Annotated in this window: 18 protein-coding genes; 3 read left to right on the top strand and 15 right to left on the bottom strand. The window is 39.6% G+C overall.

Annotation, left to right across the window (positions count from 1 at the left end; genetic code table 11):
- Positions 1–9: 9 nt before the first annotated feature.
- From phrB to QMA12_RS15835, 6 genes are all read right to left on the bottom strand, one after another.
- On the bottom strand, positions 10–1,401 hold the full coding sequence (gene phrB, locus QMA12_RS15860; RefSeq protein WP_290210619.1) for a deoxyribodipyrimidine photo-lyase: 1,392 nt from the start codon (positions 1,399–1,401) through the stop codon (positions 10–12).
- Between the two features lie 2 nt (positions 1,402–1,403).
- The gene (locus QMA12_RS15855) at positions 1,404–2,357 is read right to left on the bottom strand and encodes a DUF523 and DUF1722 domain-containing protein (RefSeq protein WP_087531537.1); all 954 of its coding nucleotides are present in this window, start codon (positions 2,355–2,357) and stop codon (positions 1,404–1,406) included.
- An 8-nt stretch (positions 2,358–2,365) separates the two neighbouring features.
- Positions 2,366–3,028, bottom strand: a complete 663-nt coding sequence (locus tag QMA12_RS15850; RefSeq protein ID WP_290210618.1) for a ChrR family anti-sigma-E factor — start codon at positions 3,026–3,028, stop codon at positions 2,366–2,368.
- A complete protein-coding gene (locus QMA12_RS15845; RefSeq protein ID WP_087531539.1) occupies positions 3,021–3,644 on the bottom strand; it encodes a sigma-70 family RNA polymerase sigma factor in 624 nt (207 codons plus the stop codon). Before QMA12_RS15845 ends, QMA12_RS15850 begins: the two co-directional genes overlap by 8 nt.
- 61 nt (positions 3,645–3,705) lie before the next feature.
- Positions 3,706–4,287: an LON peptidase substrate-binding domain-containing protein gene (locus QMA12_RS15840; RefSeq protein ID WP_290210617.1), complete on the bottom strand. Its 582-nt coding sequence runs from the start codon at positions 4,285–4,287 to the stop codon at positions 3,706–3,708.
- Between the two features lie 205 nt (positions 4,288–4,492).
- On the bottom strand, positions 4,493–4,786 hold the full coding sequence (locus QMA12_RS15835) for a hypothetical protein (protein WP_087531541.1): 294 nt from the start codon (positions 4,784–4,786) through the stop codon (positions 4,493–4,495).
- 252 nt (positions 4,787–5,038) lie between these two features.
- On the opposite strand from QMA12_RS15835, the gene QMA12_RS15830 reads away from it, so the two are divergent.
- Complete coding sequence (locus tag QMA12_RS15830; protein WP_290210616.1) at positions 5,039–5,668, top strand: hemolysin III family protein; 630 nt, start codon at positions 5,039–5,041, stop codon at positions 5,666–5,668.
- A gap of 2 nt (positions 5,669–5,670) precedes the next feature.
- Here the strand turns inward: QMA12_RS15830 and QMA12_RS15825 are convergent, their stop codons facing one another.
- Both QMA12_RS15825 and QMA12_RS15820 read right to left on the bottom strand, forming a co-directional pair.
- Positions 5,671–5,985, bottom strand: a complete 315-nt coding sequence (locus QMA12_RS15825) for an MGMT family protein (RefSeq protein ID WP_290210615.1) — start codon at positions 5,983–5,985, stop codon at positions 5,671–5,673.
- The gene (locus QMA12_RS15820; RefSeq protein WP_290210614.1) at positions 5,978–6,871 is read right to left on the bottom strand and encodes a LysR family transcriptional regulator; all 894 of its coding nucleotides are present in this window, start codon (positions 6,869–6,871) and stop codon (positions 5,978–5,980) included. Before QMA12_RS15820 ends, QMA12_RS15825 begins: the two co-directional genes overlap by 8 nt.
- Before the next feature lie 124 nt (positions 6,872–6,995).
- Here QMA12_RS15820 and QMA12_RS15815 point away from each other — a divergent pair, with 124 nt between their 5' ends.
- Positions 6,996–8,078 (top strand): efflux RND transporter periplasmic adaptor subunit, encoded by a 1,083-nt coding sequence (locus QMA12_RS15815; RefSeq protein ID WP_290210613.1) that lies wholly within the window; start codon positions 6,996–6,998, stop codon positions 8,076–8,078.
- Between the two features lies 1 nt (position 8,079).
- On the top strand, positions 8,080–11,142 hold the full coding sequence (locus QMA12_RS15810; RefSeq protein WP_290210612.1) for an efflux RND transporter permease subunit: 3,063 nt from the start codon (positions 8,080–8,082) through the stop codon (positions 11,140–11,142).
- A 67-nt stretch (positions 11,143–11,209) separates the two neighbouring features.
- On the opposite strand, the gene rluF is transcribed toward QMA12_RS15810, so the two are convergent.
- The 7 genes from rluF to QMA12_RS15775 all read right to left on the bottom strand — a co-directional run bounded on the left by rluF (position 11,210) and on the right by QMA12_RS15775 (position 21,099).
- A complete protein-coding gene (gene rluF, locus QMA12_RS15805) occupies positions 11,210–12,097 on the bottom strand; it encodes a 23S rRNA pseudouridine(2604) synthase RluF (protein ID WP_290210611.1) in 888 nt (295 codons plus the stop codon).
- Positions 12,098–12,158: 61 nt separating this feature from the next.
- Positions 12,159–13,232, bottom strand: a complete 1,074-nt coding sequence (locus QMA12_RS15800; protein WP_290210610.1) for an ABC transporter substrate-binding protein — start codon at positions 13,230–13,232, stop codon at positions 12,159–12,161.
- A gap of 45 nt (positions 13,233–13,277) precedes the next feature.
- Positions 13,278–14,357 carry a DUF418 domain-containing protein gene (locus QMA12_RS15795; protein ID WP_290295285.1) on the bottom strand — a complete coding sequence of 360 codons (1,080 nt, stop codon included), beginning with the start codon at positions 14,355–14,357 and terminating at the stop codon, positions 13,278–13,280.
- A 10-nt stretch (positions 14,358–14,367) separates the two neighbouring features.
- Positions 14,368–15,579 (bottom strand): HDOD domain-containing protein, encoded by a 1,212-nt coding sequence (locus QMA12_RS15790; RefSeq protein ID WP_290210608.1) that lies wholly within the window; start codon positions 15,577–15,579, stop codon positions 14,368–14,370.
- Between the two features lie 130 nt (positions 15,580–15,709).
- Entirely contained in the window at positions 15,710–17,251 is a 1,542-nt protein-coding gene (locus QMA12_RS15785; RefSeq protein ID WP_290210607.1) for a glycogen/starch synthase, read from the bottom strand.
- A 21-nt stretch (positions 17,252–17,272) separates the two neighbouring features.
- Positions 17,273–18,574 carry a glucose-1-phosphate adenylyltransferase gene (gene glgC, locus QMA12_RS15780; protein WP_290210606.1) on the bottom strand — a complete coding sequence of 434 codons (1,302 nt, stop codon included), beginning with the start codon at positions 18,572–18,574 and terminating at the stop codon, positions 17,273–17,275.
- Positions 18,575–18,588: 14 nt separating this feature from the next.
- Complete coding sequence (locus QMA12_RS15775) at positions 18,589–21,099, bottom strand: glycogen/starch/alpha-glucan phosphorylase (protein WP_290210605.1); 2,511 nt, start codon at positions 21,097–21,099, stop codon at positions 18,589–18,591.
- Between the last annotated feature and the right edge of the window lie 5 nt (positions 21,100–21,104).

The following is a 21,104-nucleotide window of genomic DNA, read 5'->3' as shown; positions in this document are numbered from 1 at the left end:
TAATCCTTGTTATACCTTAAATGCATCGAGTGCTCTTTCTCGTGCTGCTTTGTGATCAACAATTGCTGGCCAATACACAGCATCGCACCCAATACTTGCTAAATATTTATGCGGAAAATGTATCTGTTTGTCAGGTACATTTTTTAGCTCTGGTATATACTTACGGATAAATTCCCCATTTGGATCAAAGCGCTCACTTTGAGTGATAGGGTTAAAAATTCTAAAATATGGCTGCGCATCACAACCTGTGCTTGCCGCCCATTGCCAACCCCCATTATTGGAAGCTAAATCACCATCTATTAAGTGCTCCATAAAAAAGCGTTCACCTTTTCGCCAATCAATTAGTAGGTGTTTAGTTAAAAAGCTAGCGACAACCATGCGTAAGCGATTATGCATCCAGCCGGTTTCTTTTAATTGGCGCATTGCAGCATCCACCAGCGGATAACCTGTCTTTCCTTCACACCACGCATTAAACTCAGGCTCATTTTCACGCCATTGCACGCTGTCGTATTTTTGATTAAAGTTTTGGTATTTATTTAATTGAGGAAAAGCAACTAACAAGTGACGATAAAATTCTCGCCATACCAGTTCATTAACCCAAGTAAACAGGTTACTTTTAGCACTGGTTAACACATCAACATGTTGTTGCTGCACCATGGCTACCAGTTGGTACGTGCTGACAATACCCAACGCTAAATAAGGGCTTAATCCTGACGTTCCCTTTATAGCTGGGAAATCTCGTGACTCTTTATAACTGATTAATTTGTCGTCAATAAAACGTTGAATAACATGGCTTAGAGACTCATCATCAATGGGCCATTTATGCGAGCTATTATCAGTTTTGAGTAGTTCAGGTTCAATCCATTCAATTTCAGAAAAGGTGTCTGGCATTGCTTTAAAATGAAAATGACTATCTTGATGTTGCTTTAACCACTCGTTTTTAAACGGGGTAAATACTTTATACATTTCACCTGATTTTGTCGTAACAGTACCAGGAGGAGCAATAAGATCACCATCGTATAAATAAACTGAACAACCTTGTTTATCCGCCATTAATAAAAATTGCGTATCGCGTTGCTGTTCGTTTATTTCATACTCTTTATTAGCAAATATTTTTTTTACCTGATTAGCAGCACAGAACTCTATCAATTGATCTACACAGCTTTGGTAGTCACCGCTTTGCAAAACATGCAATTTGATGCCATGTTTTGCAAGTAAATTACCTAAATAAACGAGACGGCGCTTGAGTAAATCAATTTGTAGAGCAGCCACGCCATGCTTTTGCCACTGCACTGGCGTAATATAAAACACAGCGTGTTTAGCGCCTTGCTCAATTGCATCATATAAAGCAAAGTTGTTAAAAAGGCGCAAATCGCGCCTAAACCAAAAAATTGTATCCATTATTAAATGCCGTACCGTAATTTAAGCTCATTGGGATATGGGTTAAAAAACACCTGCTTATCAAGATACTCATTCGGGTGTACTTTTAGATGGTGCTTAACTAATGTGAGTGGTACATATAATGGCACCAGCCCTTCTCTGTACTCATCAATCGCATCGCGAAGTTCTTGTTTTTCAACCTTAGAAAGCACTTTTTTAAAGTACCCCTGTAAGTGCATTAATGTATTACTATTATTTTTTCGTGATGCAGGCTTTTTAAGCGCTGTCATCAAACCTAAAATGTAGTCGTCAGCCAGTTGATCAAAGTCATCGCCCTCATACGTCCCCAATAAGTTACCGAGATCTTTATAGGCTTGATAGTTATGTGCCATCAAAAGATACTTATATTGCGCATGAAATTGCGTTAAGCGGTGAACACTAATTGGTTGCTCTCGAAGTTGCTGCCAATTTTTGTATGCGTAAACCCGCATAACAAAATTCTCACGCAGATGCATGTCGTTTAAACGGCCGTTTTCTTCACACGGTAAGAGTGGATTATGTGCCATTATTTGCTCTGCAAAAAAACCAACTCCCTCAGAGGTATTACCCGTTCCCGCCTCATTGTAGATTTTTATGCGTTCCATGCCACAGCTTGGGCTTTTAGCACAAAACACAAAACCACTCAGCTCTGAGGATTGTTCAGTAGCAACTTTTTTACCATACTCGGTTAACTGCGGCCCAACATCACCACTGCCATCAGGGCGACAAACTTTAATGGTATCACCTACTCTCACTTGTCTAATGGTAGGCCTTGGTATAGGCAGACCAACGGCAACTTCTGGGCAAAAACGTTTGTATTCAACATGCTTACCTAATTCATCCATACAGAAGTTTGATTTTTTATGTCCACTATCAAAGCGTACCTTTTCACCAGCAAGGCAAGCACTAATGCCAATTTTTATTGTAGATTGCTGCATAAACACTCCTAGTAGATAAAGTTACCAATTGGGTTTAATAGTTTACTCAACCCTTTATTAAAGTGTAGTGCACTACTTACAACTGTGTAGCATAAACAACCATTTTTCGTAATTGGAGTGTGATCATGACGACCATCTAACCACATGAAATCACCAGCGACATAGTCGCCCGTCTCATCACTGAACTCACCGTCCAATAGCAAAGTTAGTTCAAAACCTGTATGCGTATGTTCTGGGATCTCGCCACCTGCAGCAATATGAAATAGGCTTGATCTTAATGGACCATCTTCGAGTGCTATACGCGAACGAGATAATTTACCCATTTGCATAAATTTGCTATGAGCGATACGTGAAAGTGCCCGAGGTAACTGATAATTTTGCTTATTAATAGTTACTTGCTTTGGTTTCACGTCGTACACATCGTCAACACTTTCATCCATCATGATGGCTTCGAGCATTAGTGAGCTATTTTCAATTTCATCATCTTCTTCAAAATGAGTATCAGGTTGAGTGAAAATTGCCTTAGCATTTTTTGCTTCAATTGCGGCGACTTTCGCTTTACAGCATGGGCACATATCAACGTGTATTGCCACAGCAACATTTAAACTGGCAGGTAATGCTGCACTTGCATATTGTGCAAGTAAAGCGTCTGACGGATGGTGTTTAATCATGGCTGTCTCCCATCTCATTGCGGAGTTTTTGAAGTGCTAAACGTAATCTTGATTTTACAGTGCCAACGGGAATACCGAGTTGATCTGCAAGCTGCTCTTGCGACATATCTTGAAAATACACACCACGTACCACATCTCTTTGCGCCTGTGGCAGATTTTCTAGGTATTGTTTAATTTGTTTGTCTTCTAAGTGGTCGCTGAATTCATAGTTTTCGCTTTCATTTTGCTCAATTAAAGGCCAAATATCTTCACTGATACACTCTTCTTTGGTACTTTTCATTTTTCTGAGCATATCAAAAGATGCATTACGCATTACTGTATAGATCCAAGTAGTGGCAGCGCCTTTGTCATTGTTGTATAAGTGAGCCTTGCGCCATACTGAGGTTAGAGTTTCTTGTACAAGCTCCATAGCTTGAGCTTCAGAATTAAATTGCTTAATACCGAAGCGTTTAATTTTTGGCGAAAAATATGAGAACAAGTAAGCAAACGCTTTTTTGTCTCTGTGTGTTGCAACTGCAAATAGAGCTTCTGCTAGCTCTTTACTTGGTGTTTGTGCCATGGCAGTGAAGTTACCTGTGTCAGGTGTACAACGTGTTGAGTGTTGTTGACTTACCATTGTTAGTTCCCCTTTGTATTCACTACAAAACAATACGCAGCAAAAAACCTAAGGGATCACTTTATTCAGTAAGTTCGTTATTAATGACAGTATGGAGGAAATTTTGGATATTGGCAAAGCTAGAGCTAAATGCAAGCTGTTGTTTTTTATCGTGTGAGATAGGTAGAAGTTCAAGCCAACGTGCAGTCACCCAAGATAAATTATCAAAATCAGTTTTCTTGTATAAGCCAGAAATATCAGTATCCTGATTAAAAACATGCTCAAGAGATGCCTTCAGGTAATCATCTTTTGCAGATACCTGCTGTGGTTGATATAGCCATTGTGGAAGCTTTACAGTATTGGCCTCACCATAACGTAATTGATTTTTGTCTTGCATGACATTGGTAAGTTTAACTAAAGATTGAGCAACAATATCAATCAATAATTGTCCGCTTTCGTCTTTATCAAAATCAACTATTTTCACTAAACAACCATGCTCTGGTATATTTAAATAGGCGTCTTGATCATAATGGCAAAGTACAAAGCTTGAATCTGTTTTAAAAGAGTCTTTGACCATATCAAGGTAGCGCGTCTCAAAAATTCTCAAACGCGTATAGCCCTGCGGTAAAATGAACACCGGTAATGGAAAGATTGCACGTATCATATTGCCCTACTTCTTTAATAAACTATGCATTACGTTACGTGCACCGCAGTGTATAAGATCAACATCAAAACATGTTTTAGTCAATTAGCCTATATTCAACCATTGCCCAACATTACGCAATAGTTCAAAAGATGCATACGCACTTAATAAACTTAATACAGGCGCAATCATTAAAACAAATAATCCTAGCTCACTGCTCATCGTCTTATTCCTCATTACTTGCTGTGTTAGCAACTACAAATTGATTATCATCCTCAGTTACAGAATCTGCTGTAAACTGCTCAGTTTGCTGTTGTAATAATTCATTGAGTGTATTTTGTGAATCAGTGAATAAAGACTGTTTTAGTTTTACTTTTAATTCGTTACTTGAACTTTCAATGTAACTTGCAATGCTATTAGAAAGTGTTTGTGTTAGGTCAAACTGACCGTCATTTGCACTTACTTGTGTAGAGCCAACAACCAAAAGCGCTGCAACCGATAATTTGATAAAGCTTTTCATAATGGTATTCCTTATTGATTTATTAAGTTAGTCGCTATTACTTAATCAAAGGTTGTGCCAAGTGAAAAATAAAAATTAACTCATTGAAAATTAAGGGTTATAATTTATTAACTTTAAGCAAACGTTCATCGCGTGGTTATTTTAACCAGTGCGCTTGGTTAAAATAACTAAAAAATAGTCGCATTTATTGCATTGATAATTTCAGCGTACACTTGTACACTGAAACCACTTTGTTTAGTTTATGAGTATTTTATGAGTGCTGTACCGGCATATTCTCAAAAAGAAGAAATGTTAAATGCCCTTTCACATGGAGCTGGAGTCATTTTTTCAATTTATGTTTTGTGGGATTTATTAACAAAATCACAAAGCTCAGCACATATTACCAGTGCTTTAATTTATGGAGCTAGCTTATTTTTATTGTTTTTGGCATCCACACTTTACCACAGCAGTGTGAGTATAAGAGCACGTGCTTTTTACAAAAAATGTGACCACTGTGCAATATATATACTCATAGCAGGTACCTATACTCCCTTTCTAGTTCTCTCACTGAGCGGCATGTGGTCGGTGCTAACATTATTATTCATATGGTCACTAGCTATAGGCGGGCTATGCTATAAGCTCTTAGTTAAAAATCAAAATAAGCGCGTATCGTTAGCCACGTATTTATTAATGGGTTGGTTTGCTGTGGCGATTGTTTACCCACTTTATTTAAATGTCGATGTAAATGCGCTGTGGTGGTTATTAAGTGGTGGTCTGTTTTATAGTTTAGGTACTATTTTTTACAGTGCGAAAGAACGTCAATTTAGCCATGCTATCTGGCATGTTTTTGTAATTTTGGGGTGTGTTTGCCACTATGTTTCCATTACTAACTATATATTTTAATCTTACTCCCACCGGTAAATACGCATATTCACTTTACCATTTTTAAAAACTACTCCCTCACTTTGCAATAACTGAAACTGTTTAGCATATTGAGGCGAATCAGGTGCAAAAGAGATTTTCCCTTGGCTATTAATAACACGATGCCAAGGGATACTTGAGTCTTTAGGCATTAGCTTTAATAGTCTTCCCACTAATCGAGCATTGCTTGGAAGGCCTGCCATTGCTGCGACTTGACCATAACTTGCCACACAACCTAGGGGGATATTGGCCATCACCGTGTAAATTTTATCTTCTTTAGATACTTCATTTTCAGTCATTTAAAAATTGCTCACTTGCTTGCTTAAAACCCTGCCAAATGGCACGAGCCACCGGGCCATGATGAATCGAGTGTTGTCTAAATACTCTAATTTGTGCACTAAACGTATGCTCTCTATCAAATACTTCTACCTGATGTAACAAGCCTGATTCTATCTCAGCTTGGCAATGCGCTAGACTTATCATCGCCCACCCTGCACCTGATACTAAAAATGACTTCAAGGTTGCAATATCGTCTATTTTCATGATTGCTGAGCCTTTAGAGTATGATAACCGATCCGAATCAAAACTCATTTCACTCTCAAACATCGCCAAACACGGATAATGTTGCAGCTGCTCATAGTTAACCTGTTTCGGCACTAAATTGCTGGCGCATACAATACCAATATCGAGCTTACCAATAGGCAAACTTTCTAAGTCACCTGTTGCGTGAAATAAATCAAACCATGGACCAATCCCTAAATCAGCTTGCGCTTTATTGACTTGCTCCAAGGATGCAAAGCGTTTGCCGCTACTTACGCTAAACTCTGTACTTTGATAACGCATAAAAGCATTACAAATAATATCGTTATAATACGGTGCATGACATAACTGCTCGTAACAAATCTTAAAATTAGCTTCGTTCCCTAAAGCCAATTCATTGGCCAACTGAGTTAAATGAGATTGTGCACTGAGTAACTGTGCTGCTTCTCGATGAAATAACTTCCCTTTTTCAGTGAGTGTTAACCGGTACTGGTTACGATCTAGCAATTGGAAACCGAGTTCCGCCTCTAGCTTTTTTATTGCTAGTGTTAGAGCTGGCTGTGACTTATGCAGTTCACTTGCCGCCTTTGATAAACTTTGGGTACGCGAGATAGCATCAAGCATTTTTAATTGAACAAGGTTCATAGAACACCAAATTTAAATTTCATAACTTTTATTTATGATCTTTTTAAAATTTAATAATTTTTATTTTATATGTTTGCGGCGTATGCTGCACCTAATTTATGTTTTCATAGCCACGGAGAAGACCATGAAACTCTCGCCAGTTTTAATAATATCGGCATTTTTGCTGAGTTTAGTCGCTTGTAAAGAATCAAATACCGATACCCCTGCCGAACAACCCGTTCGCCCAGTTAAGTTATTTAAAATTGACGCTAATTCAGACGAAACTATTCGCAGTTTTCCTGCTGAGGTTGTGGCAAATCAGGGCTCGTACTTAGCGTTTAGAGTCAATGGTGAGTTACTTGAATTTCCAGCACTTGCTGGTCAACATGTTGAAAAAGGTGATCTACTTGCCAAGCTAGATCCTGAAGACTTTGAGTTACAATATGATGAACGAAAAGCACGCTTTGAGCTGGCGCAATCACAGTTAGAGCGGGTTGAAAAATTATTCAAAAAATCGATTACCAGTCAATCTGAACTAGACCAAGCGTTGGCTAATAAACAAGTGGCTGAGTCTGCGTTAAAAATTGCAAAAACTAATTTAGATAACAGTGAACTACGGGCTCCTTTTAGTGGCACTGTGGCAAAAGTATTTGTTAAAAACTATGAAAACATTCAAGCAAAACAAAATATTTTACGCCTTGAAACCCGTGACTTAATGGATGTAATAATCCAAGTACCAGAAAAACTTATCGCCCGTATCGATAAAGACGCAGAATATCAACCAACTGTTGTTTTTGATGGTTACCCAGATAAGTCATACACACTCACAATTAAAGAATTTGATACCCAGGCAGATCCTGCCACGCTCACATACAAAGTGGTTTTTTCATTACCCGTACCTGAAGACTTTAATCTACTGGCTGGTATGACGGGCCGTGTAGATATTGATTTGAGCAAAATCACCCATTCTCAATCGCGTTATACTCTATTACCTGTGGAAGCGGTTTTCTCTGAGCCTACAGAATCTGCCAATAGCAGCTACGTTTGGCTCTATGACAAAGCCACAGGTAAGGTAACCAAACAAGCCGTTAAAGTTGGACAACTGCATCGCAGTGGCATTGAAGTGCTTACAGGCATTGAAAAAGGTCAAACAGTCGTAGCTGCCGGCGTACATTACCTTGAAGAAGGAATGAAAGTTCGTCCTTGGCAAAAAGAGCGAGGCTTATAAAATGAGTTTTGCTGAAGTTGCTATAAAACACAAAGTAGTTAGTTGGATGTTTGCATTGCTACTACTTATTGGTGGTGCGGTGTCGTATTTAGGGCTTGGCCAGCTTGAAGACCCCGAATTTACCTTAAAAAAAGCCATGGTGATCACTCTCTACCCTGGCGCTTCACCACAACAAGTTGAAGAAGAAGTCACTTTTCCAATTGAAAATGCTATTCAACAACTACCTTATGTAGATTATGTAACCAGCATTTCATCACCTGGCAAATCACAAATATCTGTGGAGATGAAAAGCACTTATCGCAAACAAGACTTACGTCAAATTTGGGATGAGCTCAGACGCAAAATAAATGATAACGCATCATCACTGCCAACTGGTGTCTACCCAAGCACAGTTTTAGATGATTTTGGTGATGTGTATGGTGTCATGTATGCAGTCACTGGTGATGGCTATTCTTATGATGAATTAAAAGACTATGTAGATTTTTTAAAGCGTGAACTAGTACTCGTTGAAGGCGTAAGTAAAGTGACCGTTAGCGGTGAACAGCAAGCGCAAGTAATGGTAGAAATATCAACACGAAAACTTGCTCAGCTTGGTATTGCTCCCAATAGAATTTATCAATTATTACAGTCACAAAATACCGTATCAAACGCAGGTAAAGTGCGCGTGGGTGATGAGTCTATCCGCTTGCACCCCACTGGCGAATTTAACGATGTGACAGAGCTTGAAAATTTACTTATTTCAAAACCAGGCGCAAACGAATTAATCTACTTAGGCGATGTGGCAACGGTATACCGTGAATACGCTGAAGTACCAAGTAATGTCATGCGTTTTAATCAGCAACAAGCCTTATTAGTTGGTGTTTCCTTTAGTACCGGTGTCAACGTGGTGGATGTAGGCGATAACATTAAAGCGCATTTAGCGTCACTAGAATACCAGCGCCCCCATGGTATGGAAATTAACACGGTTTATAACCAGCCTGTTGAGGTAGAAAAATCTGTAAGCGGGTTCATTATCAGTTTATTAGAAGCTGTTGCAATTGTAATCATTGTGTTGCTGGTATTTATGGGCTTTAAAAGTGGTGTCTTGATTGGAATAATCTTATTATTGACCGTACTCGGCACCTTTATTTTTATGAAGCTGTTCGCTATTGATTTACAGCGTATTTCACTTGGCGCCTTGATCATCGCATTAGGGATGCTGGTCGATAACGCTATCGTTGTCACCGAAGGTATATTAATTAACTTAAAGCGCGGACAAACCAAAGTTAAAGCTGCGGCTAATATTGTGCAGCAAACAAAATGGCCTTTACTCGGCGCAACAGTTATTGCTATCACCGCTTTTGCACCTATAGGCTTAAGCTCTGATGCCAGTGGTGAATTTGCTGGCAGCTTATTTTGGGTATTACTCATTTCATTGCTGTTAAGCTGGATCACAGCAATCACACTGACCCCATTCTTTGCTGATTTAATGTTTAAACAATCTGAGGTTAAAGAACAAAGCCATGATGAAGACCCTTACCAAGGCTTCATTTTTAATATTTATAAAAGCCTTTTAGGCAATGCTATGCGCTTTCGTAAAACGACCTTGCTATTGATGGTGGTGTTGCTTGTAAGCTCAGTATTTGGTTTTAAATTTATTAAACAAGCATTCTTTCCGGCATCAAACACCCCTATGTTCTATGTAGATTACTGGCATACACAAGGTGCAGATATTCATGCGACCATGGATGGTGTAGCAAAACTTGAAGCCTTTTTACAAAAAGATGAGCTAGTCGAAGAAGTCACCTCAACCATAGGCCAAGGCGCGCCACGCTTTATGCTGACCTACGCACCAGAAAAATCATACCCAGCCTACGGTCAATTGATTATACGGGTTAAAGACCGTGAAGCCGTCGCTACCATGATTGCCAAAGTTCGTGACTATGAGTACAGCCATGTTTTCGATGCCAAGCTTAAAATAAAACGCATGGAAATTGGCCCATCTACCGATGCTAAAATAGAGGCCCGTTTTTCTGGTGCTGATCCTGTGGTACTGCGAAAGCTCGCAAAAGAAGCCAAAGAAGTACTCAGCCAAGATGCTGGTGCGTTTAATATTCGCGATGATTGGCGCGAGCGCTCAAAACTAATTCGCCCTCAACTAAATGAGCAAAAAGCACGCCGTTTAGGCATTGCTAAAACAGACTTAGATCAACTGTTGTTAACAAGTTTGTCAGGCAAAAAAGTCGGCGTTTATAAAGACGGTACTCAGCAATTACCGATCATTGCCCGCTCCCCAGCAGAAGAACGTTTGAACGTTGAAAGCCTGCGTGACTTACAAATATACAGCCCTGTACTTGGCGTATTTGTGCCCGTCACCCAAGTGGTTGATGAGTTTGTGGTCGAGTGGGAAGACAGCCTAATAATGCGTCGCGACCGAAAACGCACCATCACAGTCATGGCCGACCACGATGTCATTGGCGATGAAACGCCTGCTAAACTGTTTGCTCGTGTGAGGGGTGGTATTGAAGCAATAAAACTCCCTCATGGCTATGAGCTTCAATGGGGCGGCGAGTATGAATCCTCAACTAAAGCACAAAAAGCCATATTTGGTTCACTACCTCTGGGTTACCTTGCCATGTTTGCAGTGACCGTGTTGCTATTTAACTCTGTTAAAAAGCCACTAGTGATTTGGGCCACCGTACCACTTGCCATAATTGGTGTAAGCGCAGGTTTATTATTGATGAATGCAGCATTTAGTTTTATGGCCTTGCTTGGCTTACTGAGCTTAAGCGGCATGCTGATCAAAAACGGCATTGTGTTAGTCGATCAAATAAACCTTGAACTCAGCGAAGGGAAAGCCCCCTACCAAGCTGTATTTGATTCCGGAGTAAGCCGTGTCCGCCCTGTGGCAATGGCTGCCATCACCACTATTTTAGGTATGATCCCACTGTTATTTGATGTGTTCTTCCAGTCAATGGCGGTCACCATCATGTTTGGCTTAGGTTTTGCTACCATACTAACTCTAATAGTAGTGCCGGTGCTTTATACCATGGTGTTTAGAATTGAAGTGCCTAAGAACAGCTAACAAAAAAAGGCCAAGTAATTTACATTACTTGGCCTTGTTCAAAGCTTAACTACCTGGTGAGTTCTAGCTACTTTTTTAAACTCAGTGTGCCTGTTCTGCGTTTTGCTGTTACACGAGGTTTATTAAAAGACTTATTGGCTTTAGCTGGTTGTTGTGATTTTGCTTTTTCAACATGCTTTTGAAAGTCGCGTTTTTTAACTTCGGCTGTGCCCTGTTTGTTTTCATCAATAGAGCGTTCTTCTGTTTTACCAGAACCTGCAATTGAGTCATTAATTAACGCCATTTCATGTTCAGTTAAATGGCGCCATTGGCCTACCTTTAATCCTTTTAGCGTCACATTCATAATACGCGTACGTTTTAGCGTGACCACCTCACAGCCTAGGTATTCACACATTCTACGTATTTGACGATTCAGGCCTTGGGTCAAAATAATAGTGAACTCTTTAGCGCCTGTTTGAGTCACTTTACATTTTTTTGTGACTGTATCAAGAATGGGGATGCCACCGGCCATCTTGTTAACAAACTGACGGTTAAGGGGTTTATCAACAGTCACTACGTATTCTTTTTCATGATTATTACCAGCACGAAGGATTTTATTAACAATATCGCCTTCGTTGGTTAAAAAGATAAGTCCTTCAGAGGGACGATCAAGACGACCTATAGGGAAAATTCGGTCAGGGTAGTTAACTGCTTTGACAATATTACTTTGAATTTTTCGCTCAGTAGTACAAGTAATACCCACTGGTTTGTTGTAGGCAATATAAGCGCGTTTAGGCACTTTTTTAAGTGGTTTACCATCAACCAAAACATTATCAGTGGCCGCAACTTTTACACCCATTTCTGGGCGCTTTCCATTAACAGTGACACGACCATCTTCAATATATTTATCCGCTTCGCGTCGTGAACAAAAACCAGTGTCACTTATAAATTTATTTAATCGTTTCAAATCTGTCATGGCCAATTCGTCTTAATTTTAAAGGCCCGTATTGTAAACCAGCGCTAAAGTTTTTGCGCGGTTAATTTACGTTTTGTAAGGTATCTTTACTTAATTGGGCAACATTAAATCGATACTTGCTTTGTTTAGTTTCAAAGAGTGACAGTTGCTTGAAGTCTAAAAATGACCAATCAGAAATACCAATTAAATAATCATATTGGCTGATATTGTCTTGTGTGATGACTGCTAAATCGAATTCTATCTTGGTATGATTTTGCCAAAACGAATTTCCATTATGATAATCCACCAGTGTAGTGAGCGCCCAGCCACCCATTAAATAATGCCCACCAACACTGGCTGTCAATTTTTTTTGTTTGATCAGCAATAAATTATCTCTTAGCCAATCAAATCCACCGATTAGAAAAGGCTGCTTTTTATCTTTAATTGCAGTGTAAGCGCCTAAGGCCATCAAATCAGACGCCGTCCAAATAACATTCATGTTGGGGTATCTTTGGATTAACTTTTCAGTCTTGGTCATGGTTTCTAACTTTGACCAACTAGCGTAAACGGTTTGATTTAGAGCTAAGTTATGTTGGGTTAAATATTCGTATAACCCTGCACTACGACTGTCTGACTCTGAGCCATAGTGGCCATTGATAGCTACTACTTGAGGTGTTAAACTTTGCTCTTTCGCTTTTGTTATTAATGCTTGGGCTAATTGCTTACCCGCTTTAAAATTATCGTGATAAATTTCACCTAGCCAGTTTTTATAAATTTGTTGTGGCTGTCCTACCGCGTCTCTTTCTTGTGCGACAATGGTTTGCTCTAAAGTGATAAATTTAACGCCAAAATCTTCAAGTAGTTTCATAGATTGCTCAGCACCACCTGGGTAGTTTAGCAGGACAACATAGTCAGGTGTTGCTCGGTATTTTAAATATTTTTTAAGCTCTGCCAATTGGATATAACGATTTCCTTCACCATAGATAACATCAAGCTGCACGTTTTGTTGCGCTGCGGAAACTTCCATGATTTTTTGTACCTTCGTCCAAAAAGGTTCCCCTTCAATAGACGGGTTAACAAATAAAACAGATACCCCCCCAACGGCTCTAGCATTAAAGCTAAGAAACAATAGCAAAATGACAAATAATGGCTTCATAAAATGGCCTAAAAAAACGCTTACTCTTAGCATAGCCAAAAAAAGTTAACTTGACAGTTTTCGCCACAATATTTCAAGCGGCCCATATTTAAAAAAGTGGTTATACAACTGACAAAGCAATAATTGTAAAATTGCAATAATAGTTACGAGCAAGAAGTAATCTATACGATTAAATATTAGAATCCAGCTGGGGTAGAGCACTTTGAACAAAAGCAACAGGATAAGGGTTTGCATAATATAAACTGAGAGTGCTAAACGCCCCATGCATTGAAAGCTTGTATAGAATAAACGTCCCTGAGACCATTTTTTAGCGACTACATGGATAAATAACAAAGCAACAAATAGCGCAGCATACAAATTTACAGGTTCCCTTAATGCTACAGCTAGATGAGATGATTGATATTCTAAAATAACTCTTAGTGCTGTAAAAAATAACGCTGCAACAAAAAAGTGTTTAACATATTGATTGGGTATTCCTTTTACAAACAGTTCTTTTTTGTAAGCAAATATACCCACAAGCATTAAACCGGCACTCATCCATATAGTAATAAGCGGCACTGCAATAATCATGATGAAAAATGCGATAGCGTTGGCGCTCATTAGCGCAGCCCAGCTAGCATAAATATCTTGATAGCTTTGGCTAAACTCTATATCAGCTCGGCTCAAAGGATGGCTAGGCTCGATTAGTAACAACAAAAATGAGACTGCAGCCCCTATACTAAGAAACTGCACCGCCCTTTTTACAATAATCTCATCTGCTTGATTGAGGTATTTGCACGTAAACCAACCTGCACATGCATAAATAAATAAGATATCCCCTGCCCATAATATAAAGCCATGGAACAAACCAAAATAAGCTAAGATTTTAAGACGTTTCTGCAGAATCTGTAAATCTTGATAACGCAGCCATTGAATGTATAAAGCTGCGCCAAACAATAAAGAAAATAAACTACGGAATCGGCCATCTATAAAGATGAGGCTAATACACTGTATAATGTGATCAGAGACTGGCGGGAACCTAGTCGGCACATAACCGTATTCAAAAAGCCCAAAAAAGTAGGCATTCATGTACATTAAGCCAAATACAGCTACGCCACGAATGACATCCATGTTGTTATTACGCATTATTTTGTCATTAATCGTATTTGTGAGTATTTGACCAGTCTAACGCATTTTCGTATAGCTTAGGTAACCCATCACTTGGAATATTAAGAAAAACAACTGCTTTTTCAAGCGCCCACCAGCTCCCGGTTTCGTAAGCTTTAACGGTTGCTAAAATATAATAAAGCATATTTTTTTCTGCCATCAAAGCCAATTTGATTGGTTCAGGAAACGGCAGTTTTTCTAGCAGCTGCTCCATTGGCCTGTCTAGAATTGCATCCAGCAATGAAAATAACCCAGTTAAAAAAGCACTGTTAGACTGACTCGGCGCAACTTTTTGCGCTATTAGCTCACAGAATCGTGCCCTAATAATACACATTTTAACCAGTTCAGTTGGCTTTGATTGCGACACATGAGCAGTAATAATAAGGCTAACAAACTTACGAATATGATCTTGCCCCAAGTAAACTAATGCCTGCTTAATCGATTCTATTTCTTTTTGTACAGGGAAAACACCACTGTTAATTAATCTTAATAACTTAAATGCCAAGGCTGTATCGAGCTGAAACAGCGCTGCTAAAGTATTTATATTAGGGTTCTCTTTCATCGCTTGTGAATAAATAGATAAAGCAAGCGCATAGTTCATATCAATATCTTTTTGCTCTACGACGATAGGTTTTGCAAAAAAATAACCCTGAAAATAGTCAAATCCCATTGAATGGGCTAGTGCAAATTCTTCACTGGTTTCAATTTTTTCGGCCAATAATCGAATTTTTTTATGTTGTTTTAAATGCTTGATAACACTGCCAACTTCTTCGAGCGGCGTGATACGAATGTCAAACTTGATTAATTTTACAAATTTGAGGAAACGGTCCCATCTTGGCTCATAAATAAAATCATCAAGGGCTAAGGTATATTTTTTATGAAACAGCTCACGACATAACTGGTAGTTTTCTTCTGTGGGTTCTATGGTTTCAAGTAGTTCTAACACTACATCACTGCTTGGTAAAAACGTGCAGAGATCCATTTTTAATGAGTCAGGCCCTATGTTGATGAGAGCCTTTTTACCTGATGTTATATGGCGAGTGCCAAAATTAAGTTGATTCTCCATAATCAACTTTGCAGTCGCAACACTTTCATCAATATCAGGAAAGAAATTATCGTTACTATTACGAAACAACAATTCATACGCAACTACATGTTGGCGGCGATTGAATATTGCTTGACGCGCAACAAATACTTGCACTAGCTAGGCCCTTATTTTCGGCTTTCTGATATATAAGTAATAACCTATAAATAGCAAAAAGTCATTACACCACTTATTATTTGCCGCACATTATAACTAGTTAATTATAAAAAAATAGTCCTTTTAGTCATTATTGGTACAGATCTTTAATATACTTCTTTGCAACACTATGCCAAGTAAAACGCGATTCAAGGGCTTTGTTCACTATGTTCTGCCATAATTGCGGATTATGTTGGTGGGTTTCAAGCGTCTCGTTAAAGCAGTTTACCAGCTGGTGACATTGAGATTGCAGGTTATCAGCAGTAAAACAAAAACCATTCTCTAAATGTTTTACAGTATCCTTTAAACCGCCCACTTGATGAACTAAACAGGGCTGGCCATCACGCATAGCTAACATCTGGCTTATTCCACACGGTTCAAACGAGCTTGGCATTAAGAATAAGTCACCGAGCTGGTACAGTAGTTCGCCTATTTTTTGTCCATACCCTTTTAAGTACAATAAATTACTGTTACGCACCATAGCCTGCGTAAACGTTTGCTCAAGTAACTCATCACCTGAACCGAGAATAATCATTCTCCCTTGATAAGTTGCAAGTTGTGAGCAGAGTTTATCAATCACCATTTCTCCCTGATATGCTTGATGCAGGAGTAAAACTTTTTGTTCTGTTAAACGTCCAACGCTGGTGATCAACGGGCCCTGATTTTCATTTTCAATGAACTGCAATAAGCGCTGATGGGCTATGTAATAACCAGACTCTAGTTGTTGATTTTTAGCCATCCACTTAAATAGCTCAGCTTCAATTTCATTGTACAAATCAGCTAAAAATGCTTCATTTCTGTGATTTTTAGCAGCGTAATCACAGCCATTTAAAATACCCACCAACTTATTCCTCGCATGGGCATTTTGTAAATCTTGCTCTAGTCCTTCACCACCAAAAAAACCATTTTCGGGATCGCTTGGGCAAAGTACTTCATTTGCATAAGTGGGAGATACCAAATGCACTTTATCGGCAAGATTAATCGCACTGCGCATTGGGTTAAAACAATGTGGGTAACGTGGATCGCACAACACTTGCCCATCGTAACCAAGTGACGGATACCAGGCTTCTAAGCTAGATTCATCGTCTTTAAAAGGCCGTATTCCTTGCAGTGCCAAATTATGCACCGTATAGACCAGCTTTGTATTTGCGTATTGCGTAAAACGGCCATCATATTTTAGCAACACAGCCACACACGCACTGTGCCAATCATGTAAATGAATCACATCTGGGACAGGTATTACACCCTGTAACACCCCCTCACACACTGCTGCACTAAACAAGGCAAACTTAATTGCATCTGTGGCAAAAGGACGTCCAGGTGCATCATTACAATACACCTGCCCATTATGTTGACTAAAATAATGATGAGACAACACAATTTGCCTAACAGGTTGGTCATCTATTTTAAGTTGCCATGCATCAACATGATGGATTTGGCCTGCAAAAGGAACACTTAACTGCCCCAAATGAATACGCTCTAACGCGTCAAAACCATAATCAGGTATCACTACGTCAATCTTAAGCCCTTCTCTACAAAGCGCCTTTGGGCAATCACGTATTACATCTGCAACACCGCCAACCTTGGCATTTGGGAGTGCGTCATTTTCGGCCGCAACCATCAGTACATGCATTATTATTTTACTTCCTACTACTTAAGCTAATTGTTTGTTTTCGCGCTCTTGGCGATCAATTTTTTTTGCAAGTTCTGTTAACATGTCTCGTGTTACTAAAACAATGCCCTTCTTGGAAACCCTAAACCCATTTTCTTCATCGGCCTTTTTATCAAAGCCAATTTCTACGCCTGCTGGAATTTCACAGCCTCGGTCAATGATGGCACGGCGAATTCGACAATTTCGCTGAATAATCGCGCCCGGTAAAATAACCGACTCCTCAATTTCACAGTATGAACGAATATGCACATTAGAAAATAGTAACGACTTACGTACGATAGAGCCAGAAATAATACACCCGCCAGATACTGTTGAATCTACTGCCATGCCACGCCTATCATCATTATCAAAAATGAATTTAGCCGGTGGTAGCTGCTCCTGGTAAGTCCAAATTGGCCAAGTTGGATCATATAAATCTAGCTGTGGCTCTGGCATTACCAGCTCCATATTCGCTTCCCAAAATGAGTCAAGTGTACCCACATCTCGCCAATAAGGCTGACCTTCATTGCCTGGATCTCTAAATGGGAAAGCAAATACATTATGCTCTTCGATAATGGCTGGAATGATATCATGACCAAAATCACGGCCAGAACCTTCGTTCTCAGCATCTTTTTTAAGTTGTTCAAACAAAAAATCGGTATTAAAAACATAGTTGCCCATAGAGGCTAAACAAGTGCCTGGCTTACCTGGAATTGAGCTCGGTGCCGCTGGCTTTTCATCAAAGCGTTTTACTCGTTTTTCTTCATCAACGGTCATAACACCAAATGTGTCAGCGGCTTCTTCACAGTCAACTTCAATACAGCATACGGTCATATCAGCGCCTGTTTCAACATGTTTTGCAAGCAAAGCGCCGTAATCCATTCGATATACATGATCCCCTGACAAAATCATTACATACTTAGGTAGCTCATGACGAATAATATCCATATTTTGAAATACCGCATCTGCTGTACCGCAGTACCATTCATCGCCATAACGTTGAGATGCAGGTAAAATTTCTACCGATTCACCCAATTCTTTTTTAAAGTGACCCCAAGCACGATTAACATGGCGTATTAAAGAGTGAGACTTATACTGTGTTGCGATACCAACTCGACGAATACCAGAGTTAATACAGTTTGACAGTGGAAAGTCGATAATTCGATGTTTCCCCCCAAAATACACCGCAGGCTTAGCTCGCCAGTTTGTTAATTCATGTAGCCGAGAGCCACGCCCTCCAGCCAGAATTAACGCGTAGGTTTCTCTTGTTAAACTACTTATGTAGCGATTTGCATAACTTGGCATAATTTATCTCCGTATTAATCTGTGCTGTTGGTTGTCGTGTTTGGTTTAAGCGGTGTTAAATGCCAAATATCTTCACTGTATTGGCTTATCGTTCTATCACTTGAAAACACACCACTGGCAGCCGTATTTAAAATACTCATTTGCGTCCAGTGCTGTTGATTAAGGTAGGCACTTTCAACATCCCGTTGCGCACTGACATAGCTTTCAAAATCATGTGCGACTAACCAAGGATCATGTGGACTTTTAATGGCACCAATGATGTCGTCGAATAATCCTGGTTCAAATAAATTGAAGTGTCCGCTTTCAAGTAATTGCATCACATTGCATAAATCAGGTGTTGAATGAATAATATGTAAAGGGTTATAACTTTGTTTAATTGATTCTATTTGCTCTGCTTTAGCGCCAAACAAGAAGAAGTTATCTGCACCGACAGCATCACGAATTTCGATATTTGCGCCATCTAGCGTCCCTATCGTCAATGCCCCATTCATCATAAACTTCATGTTGCCGGTACCAGATGCTTCTTTACCAGCAGTTGATATTTGCTCTGATAAGTCTGTTGCTGGGCATATCGTTTCCATTGCCGTTACGTTGTAGTTAGGTAAAAAAGCAACACGTAAATAGGGTTTAGCAAGTGGGTCTTTATTAATGACCTGGGCAACATTATTTATAAGCTTAATGATGCGTTTTGCCATGTAATAACCAGGTGCAGCTTTGCCACCAAGCAGCACACAACGTGGGACTAAGTTTTCAGTATCACCGCGACGAATACGGTCATACAAGTGAATCACGTGTAATACATTGAGTAGCTGGCGCTTATATTCGTGAATGCGTTTTACTTGCACATCAAACAACATACTTGTATCAAATTGCACATCACAACGCTGTTTAACCAAATCAACTAACCGTTGTTTGTTTTCTAATTTGACTGTTTGCCACTGTTGATGAAACGTCGCATCATCAAAATAGCGACGTAGCTGGCTTATCTGGGAAAATTCCCCCACCCAGCTCTCGCCAATTTTGTCACTGATCAACTGGGTCAATTTAGGATTACAGTGAGCCAACCAGCGCCGTGGTGTCACGCCATTAGTTTTGTTATTAAACTTCTCAGGCCATAGTTCACAAAACTTTTTGAACAAACCTTCTTTGAGTAACTCAGTATGAAGGGCTGCAACACCATTGACTGAAAAGCTGCCGACAATGGCTAAATAAGCCATTCTTACTTGCGGCTCTGCACCTTCTTCAATCAGTGACAATGCTTGTTGTTTTGCAACATCTCCAGGCCACGCTTGTGCAACTAGGGCTAGAAAACGCGCATTGATTTCATAGATAATTTCAAGAATACGAGGTAATAAACGTGCAAATAGTGACACTGACCACTTTTCAAGAGCTTCAGGTAGTAACGTATGATTGGTGTAAGCCATGGTTTTGGTTGTAATTTGCCATGCTTCGTCCCAATCGAGTTCATGTTCGTCAATTAATAACCGCATTAATTCTGCAACAGCAATACTAGGGTGTGTATCGTTTAATTGGAACACATGATAATCAGCAAAATCACTAAACGATTCACCATGTTGTGATACCCAAGTTGCGATTGTATCTTGCAAGCTGGCAGAAGAGAGAAAGTATTGTTGACGCAGTCGCAGCTCTTTACCATTTTCACTACTGTCATTAGGATACAGCACCATGGTAATTTGTTCGGCAAGGTTTTTATGTGCTACTGCTTCGGTGTAACTACCAGCATTAAATTCACTTAAATCGAATTCATCGGTGGCTTCTGACTTCCAAAGTCTTAATGTATTTACAATGTCATTTTTATAGCCTGGTACTGGTACATCGTAAGGCACTGCTAATACATCATGACTATTTAACCATTGCCTGTGCTCACGCCCATGTTTATCAATATAACTTTCAACATGACCAAAAAATTTCACACGTTGAGATTGCTCAGGAGCACTTAGCTCCCATGGGTGGCCCTCGCGTAGCCAATTATCAGGTTGTTCTATTTGATGACCATTTTCAATTGATTGATTAAACATGCCATATTCATAGCGAATACCATAACCGATAACCGGTAATGCTAAACTTGCACAGCTATCTAAAAAACACGCGGCTAAGCGGCCAAGGCCACCATTACCTAATCCCGCATCATGCTCTGCTTGCGCGACATCTTCAATATTGGTGCAATATTGCTGAAGCGCTTGACTGACTTGTTCATCTAAATCAAGGTTCAAAATTGCATTGCCCATAGCCCTACCCATTAAAAACTCTAATGAAATGTAGGCCGTTTTGCGTTTTTTCTCGCTGTTCATTTGTTGTTTAGTTGCTCTGCACCGTGCCACTAAACGATCACGAATGGTCAAGGCTAGCGCGTTATATAAGTAAAGTTGTGATTTCCCGACTTTGTCACGCCCAAGGGTATAGTAAAAATGCCGAGATAAATCATCTTCCAACGTACTTTCATCAATCAAAGGAGCATCTTGCCACCCTTTTGCAATACACATTTGTTCACCATTATTAGCCATGACAT

It is taken from the genome of Pseudoalteromonas sp. APC 3893 (assembly GCF_030408095.1).
Lineage (GTDB): Bacteria > Pseudomonadota > Gammaproteobacteria > Enterobacterales > Alteromonadaceae > Pseudoalteromonas.
Note: the sequence above shows the minus strand (reverse complement) of the source record. Positions and strands in the feature narration are given on the sequence as shown.

What these genes read in the sequence shown, in the direction of transcription:
- phrB (WP_290210619.1), bottom strand. Translation starts at nt 1,401, where the DNA reads ATGGATACAATTTTTTGGTTTAGGCGCGATTTGCGCCTTTTTAACAAC.
- QMA12_RS15855 (WP_087531537.1), bottom strand. Translation starts at nt 2,357, where the DNA reads ATGCAGCAATCTACAATAAAAATTGGCATTAGTGCTTGCCTTGCTGGT.
- QMA12_RS15850 (WP_290210618.1), bottom strand. Translation starts at nt 3,028, where the DNA reads ATGATTAAACACCATCCGTCAGACGCTTTACTTGCACAATATGCAAGT.
- QMA12_RS15845 (WP_087531539.1), bottom strand. Translation starts at nt 3,644, where the DNA reads ATGGTAAGTCAACAACACTCAACACGTTGTACACCTGACACAGGTAAC.
- QMA12_RS15840 (WP_290210617.1), bottom strand. Translation starts at nt 4,287, where the DNA reads ATGATACGTGCAATCTTTCCATTACCGGTGTTCATTTTACCGCAGGGC.
- QMA12_RS15835 (WP_087531541.1), bottom strand. Translation starts at nt 4,786, where the DNA reads ATGAAAAGCTTTATCAAATTATCGGTTGCAGCGCTTTTGGTTGTTGGC.
- QMA12_RS15830 (WP_290210616.1), top strand. Translation starts at nt 5,039, where the DNA reads ATGAGTGCTGTACCGGCATATTCTCAAAAAGAAGAAATGTTAAATGCC.
- QMA12_RS15825 (WP_290210615.1), bottom strand. Translation starts at nt 5,985, where the DNA reads ATGACTGAAAATGAAGTATCTAAAGAAGATAAAATTTACACGGTGATG.
- QMA12_RS15820 (WP_290210614.1), bottom strand. Translation starts at nt 6,871, where the DNA reads ATGAACCTTGTTCAATTAAAAATGCTTGATGCTATCTCGCGTACCCAA.
- QMA12_RS15815 (WP_290210613.1), top strand. Translation starts at nt 6,996, where the DNA reads ATGAAACTCTCGCCAGTTTTAATAATATCGGCATTTTTGCTGAGTTTA.
- QMA12_RS15810 (WP_290210612.1), top strand. Translation starts at nt 8,080, where the DNA reads ATGAGTTTTGCTGAAGTTGCTATAAAACACAAAGTAGTTAGTTGGATG.
- rluF (WP_290210611.1), bottom strand. Translation starts at nt 12,097, where the DNA reads ATGACAGATTTGAAACGATTAAATAAATTTATAAGTGACACTGGTTTT.
- QMA12_RS15800 (WP_290210610.1), bottom strand. Translation starts at nt 13,232, where the DNA reads ATGAAGCCATTATTTGTCATTTTGCTATTGTTTCTTAGCTTTAATGCT.
- QMA12_RS15795 (WP_290295285.1), bottom strand. Translation starts at nt 14,357, where the DNA reads ATGCGTAATAACAACATGGATGTCATTCGTGGCGTAGCTGTATTTGGC.
- QMA12_RS15785 (WP_290210607.1), bottom strand. Translation starts at nt 17,251, where the DNA reads ATGCATGTACTGATGGTTGCGGCCGAAAATGACGCACTCCCAAATGCC.
- glgC (WP_290210606.1), bottom strand. Translation starts at nt 18,574, where the DNA reads ATGCCAAGTTATGCAAATCGCTACATAAGTAGTTTAACAAGAGAAACC.
- QMA12_RS15775 (WP_290210605.1), bottom strand. Translation starts at nt 21,099, where the DNA reads ATGGCTAATAATGGTGAACAAATGTGTATTGCAAAAGGGTGGCAAGAT.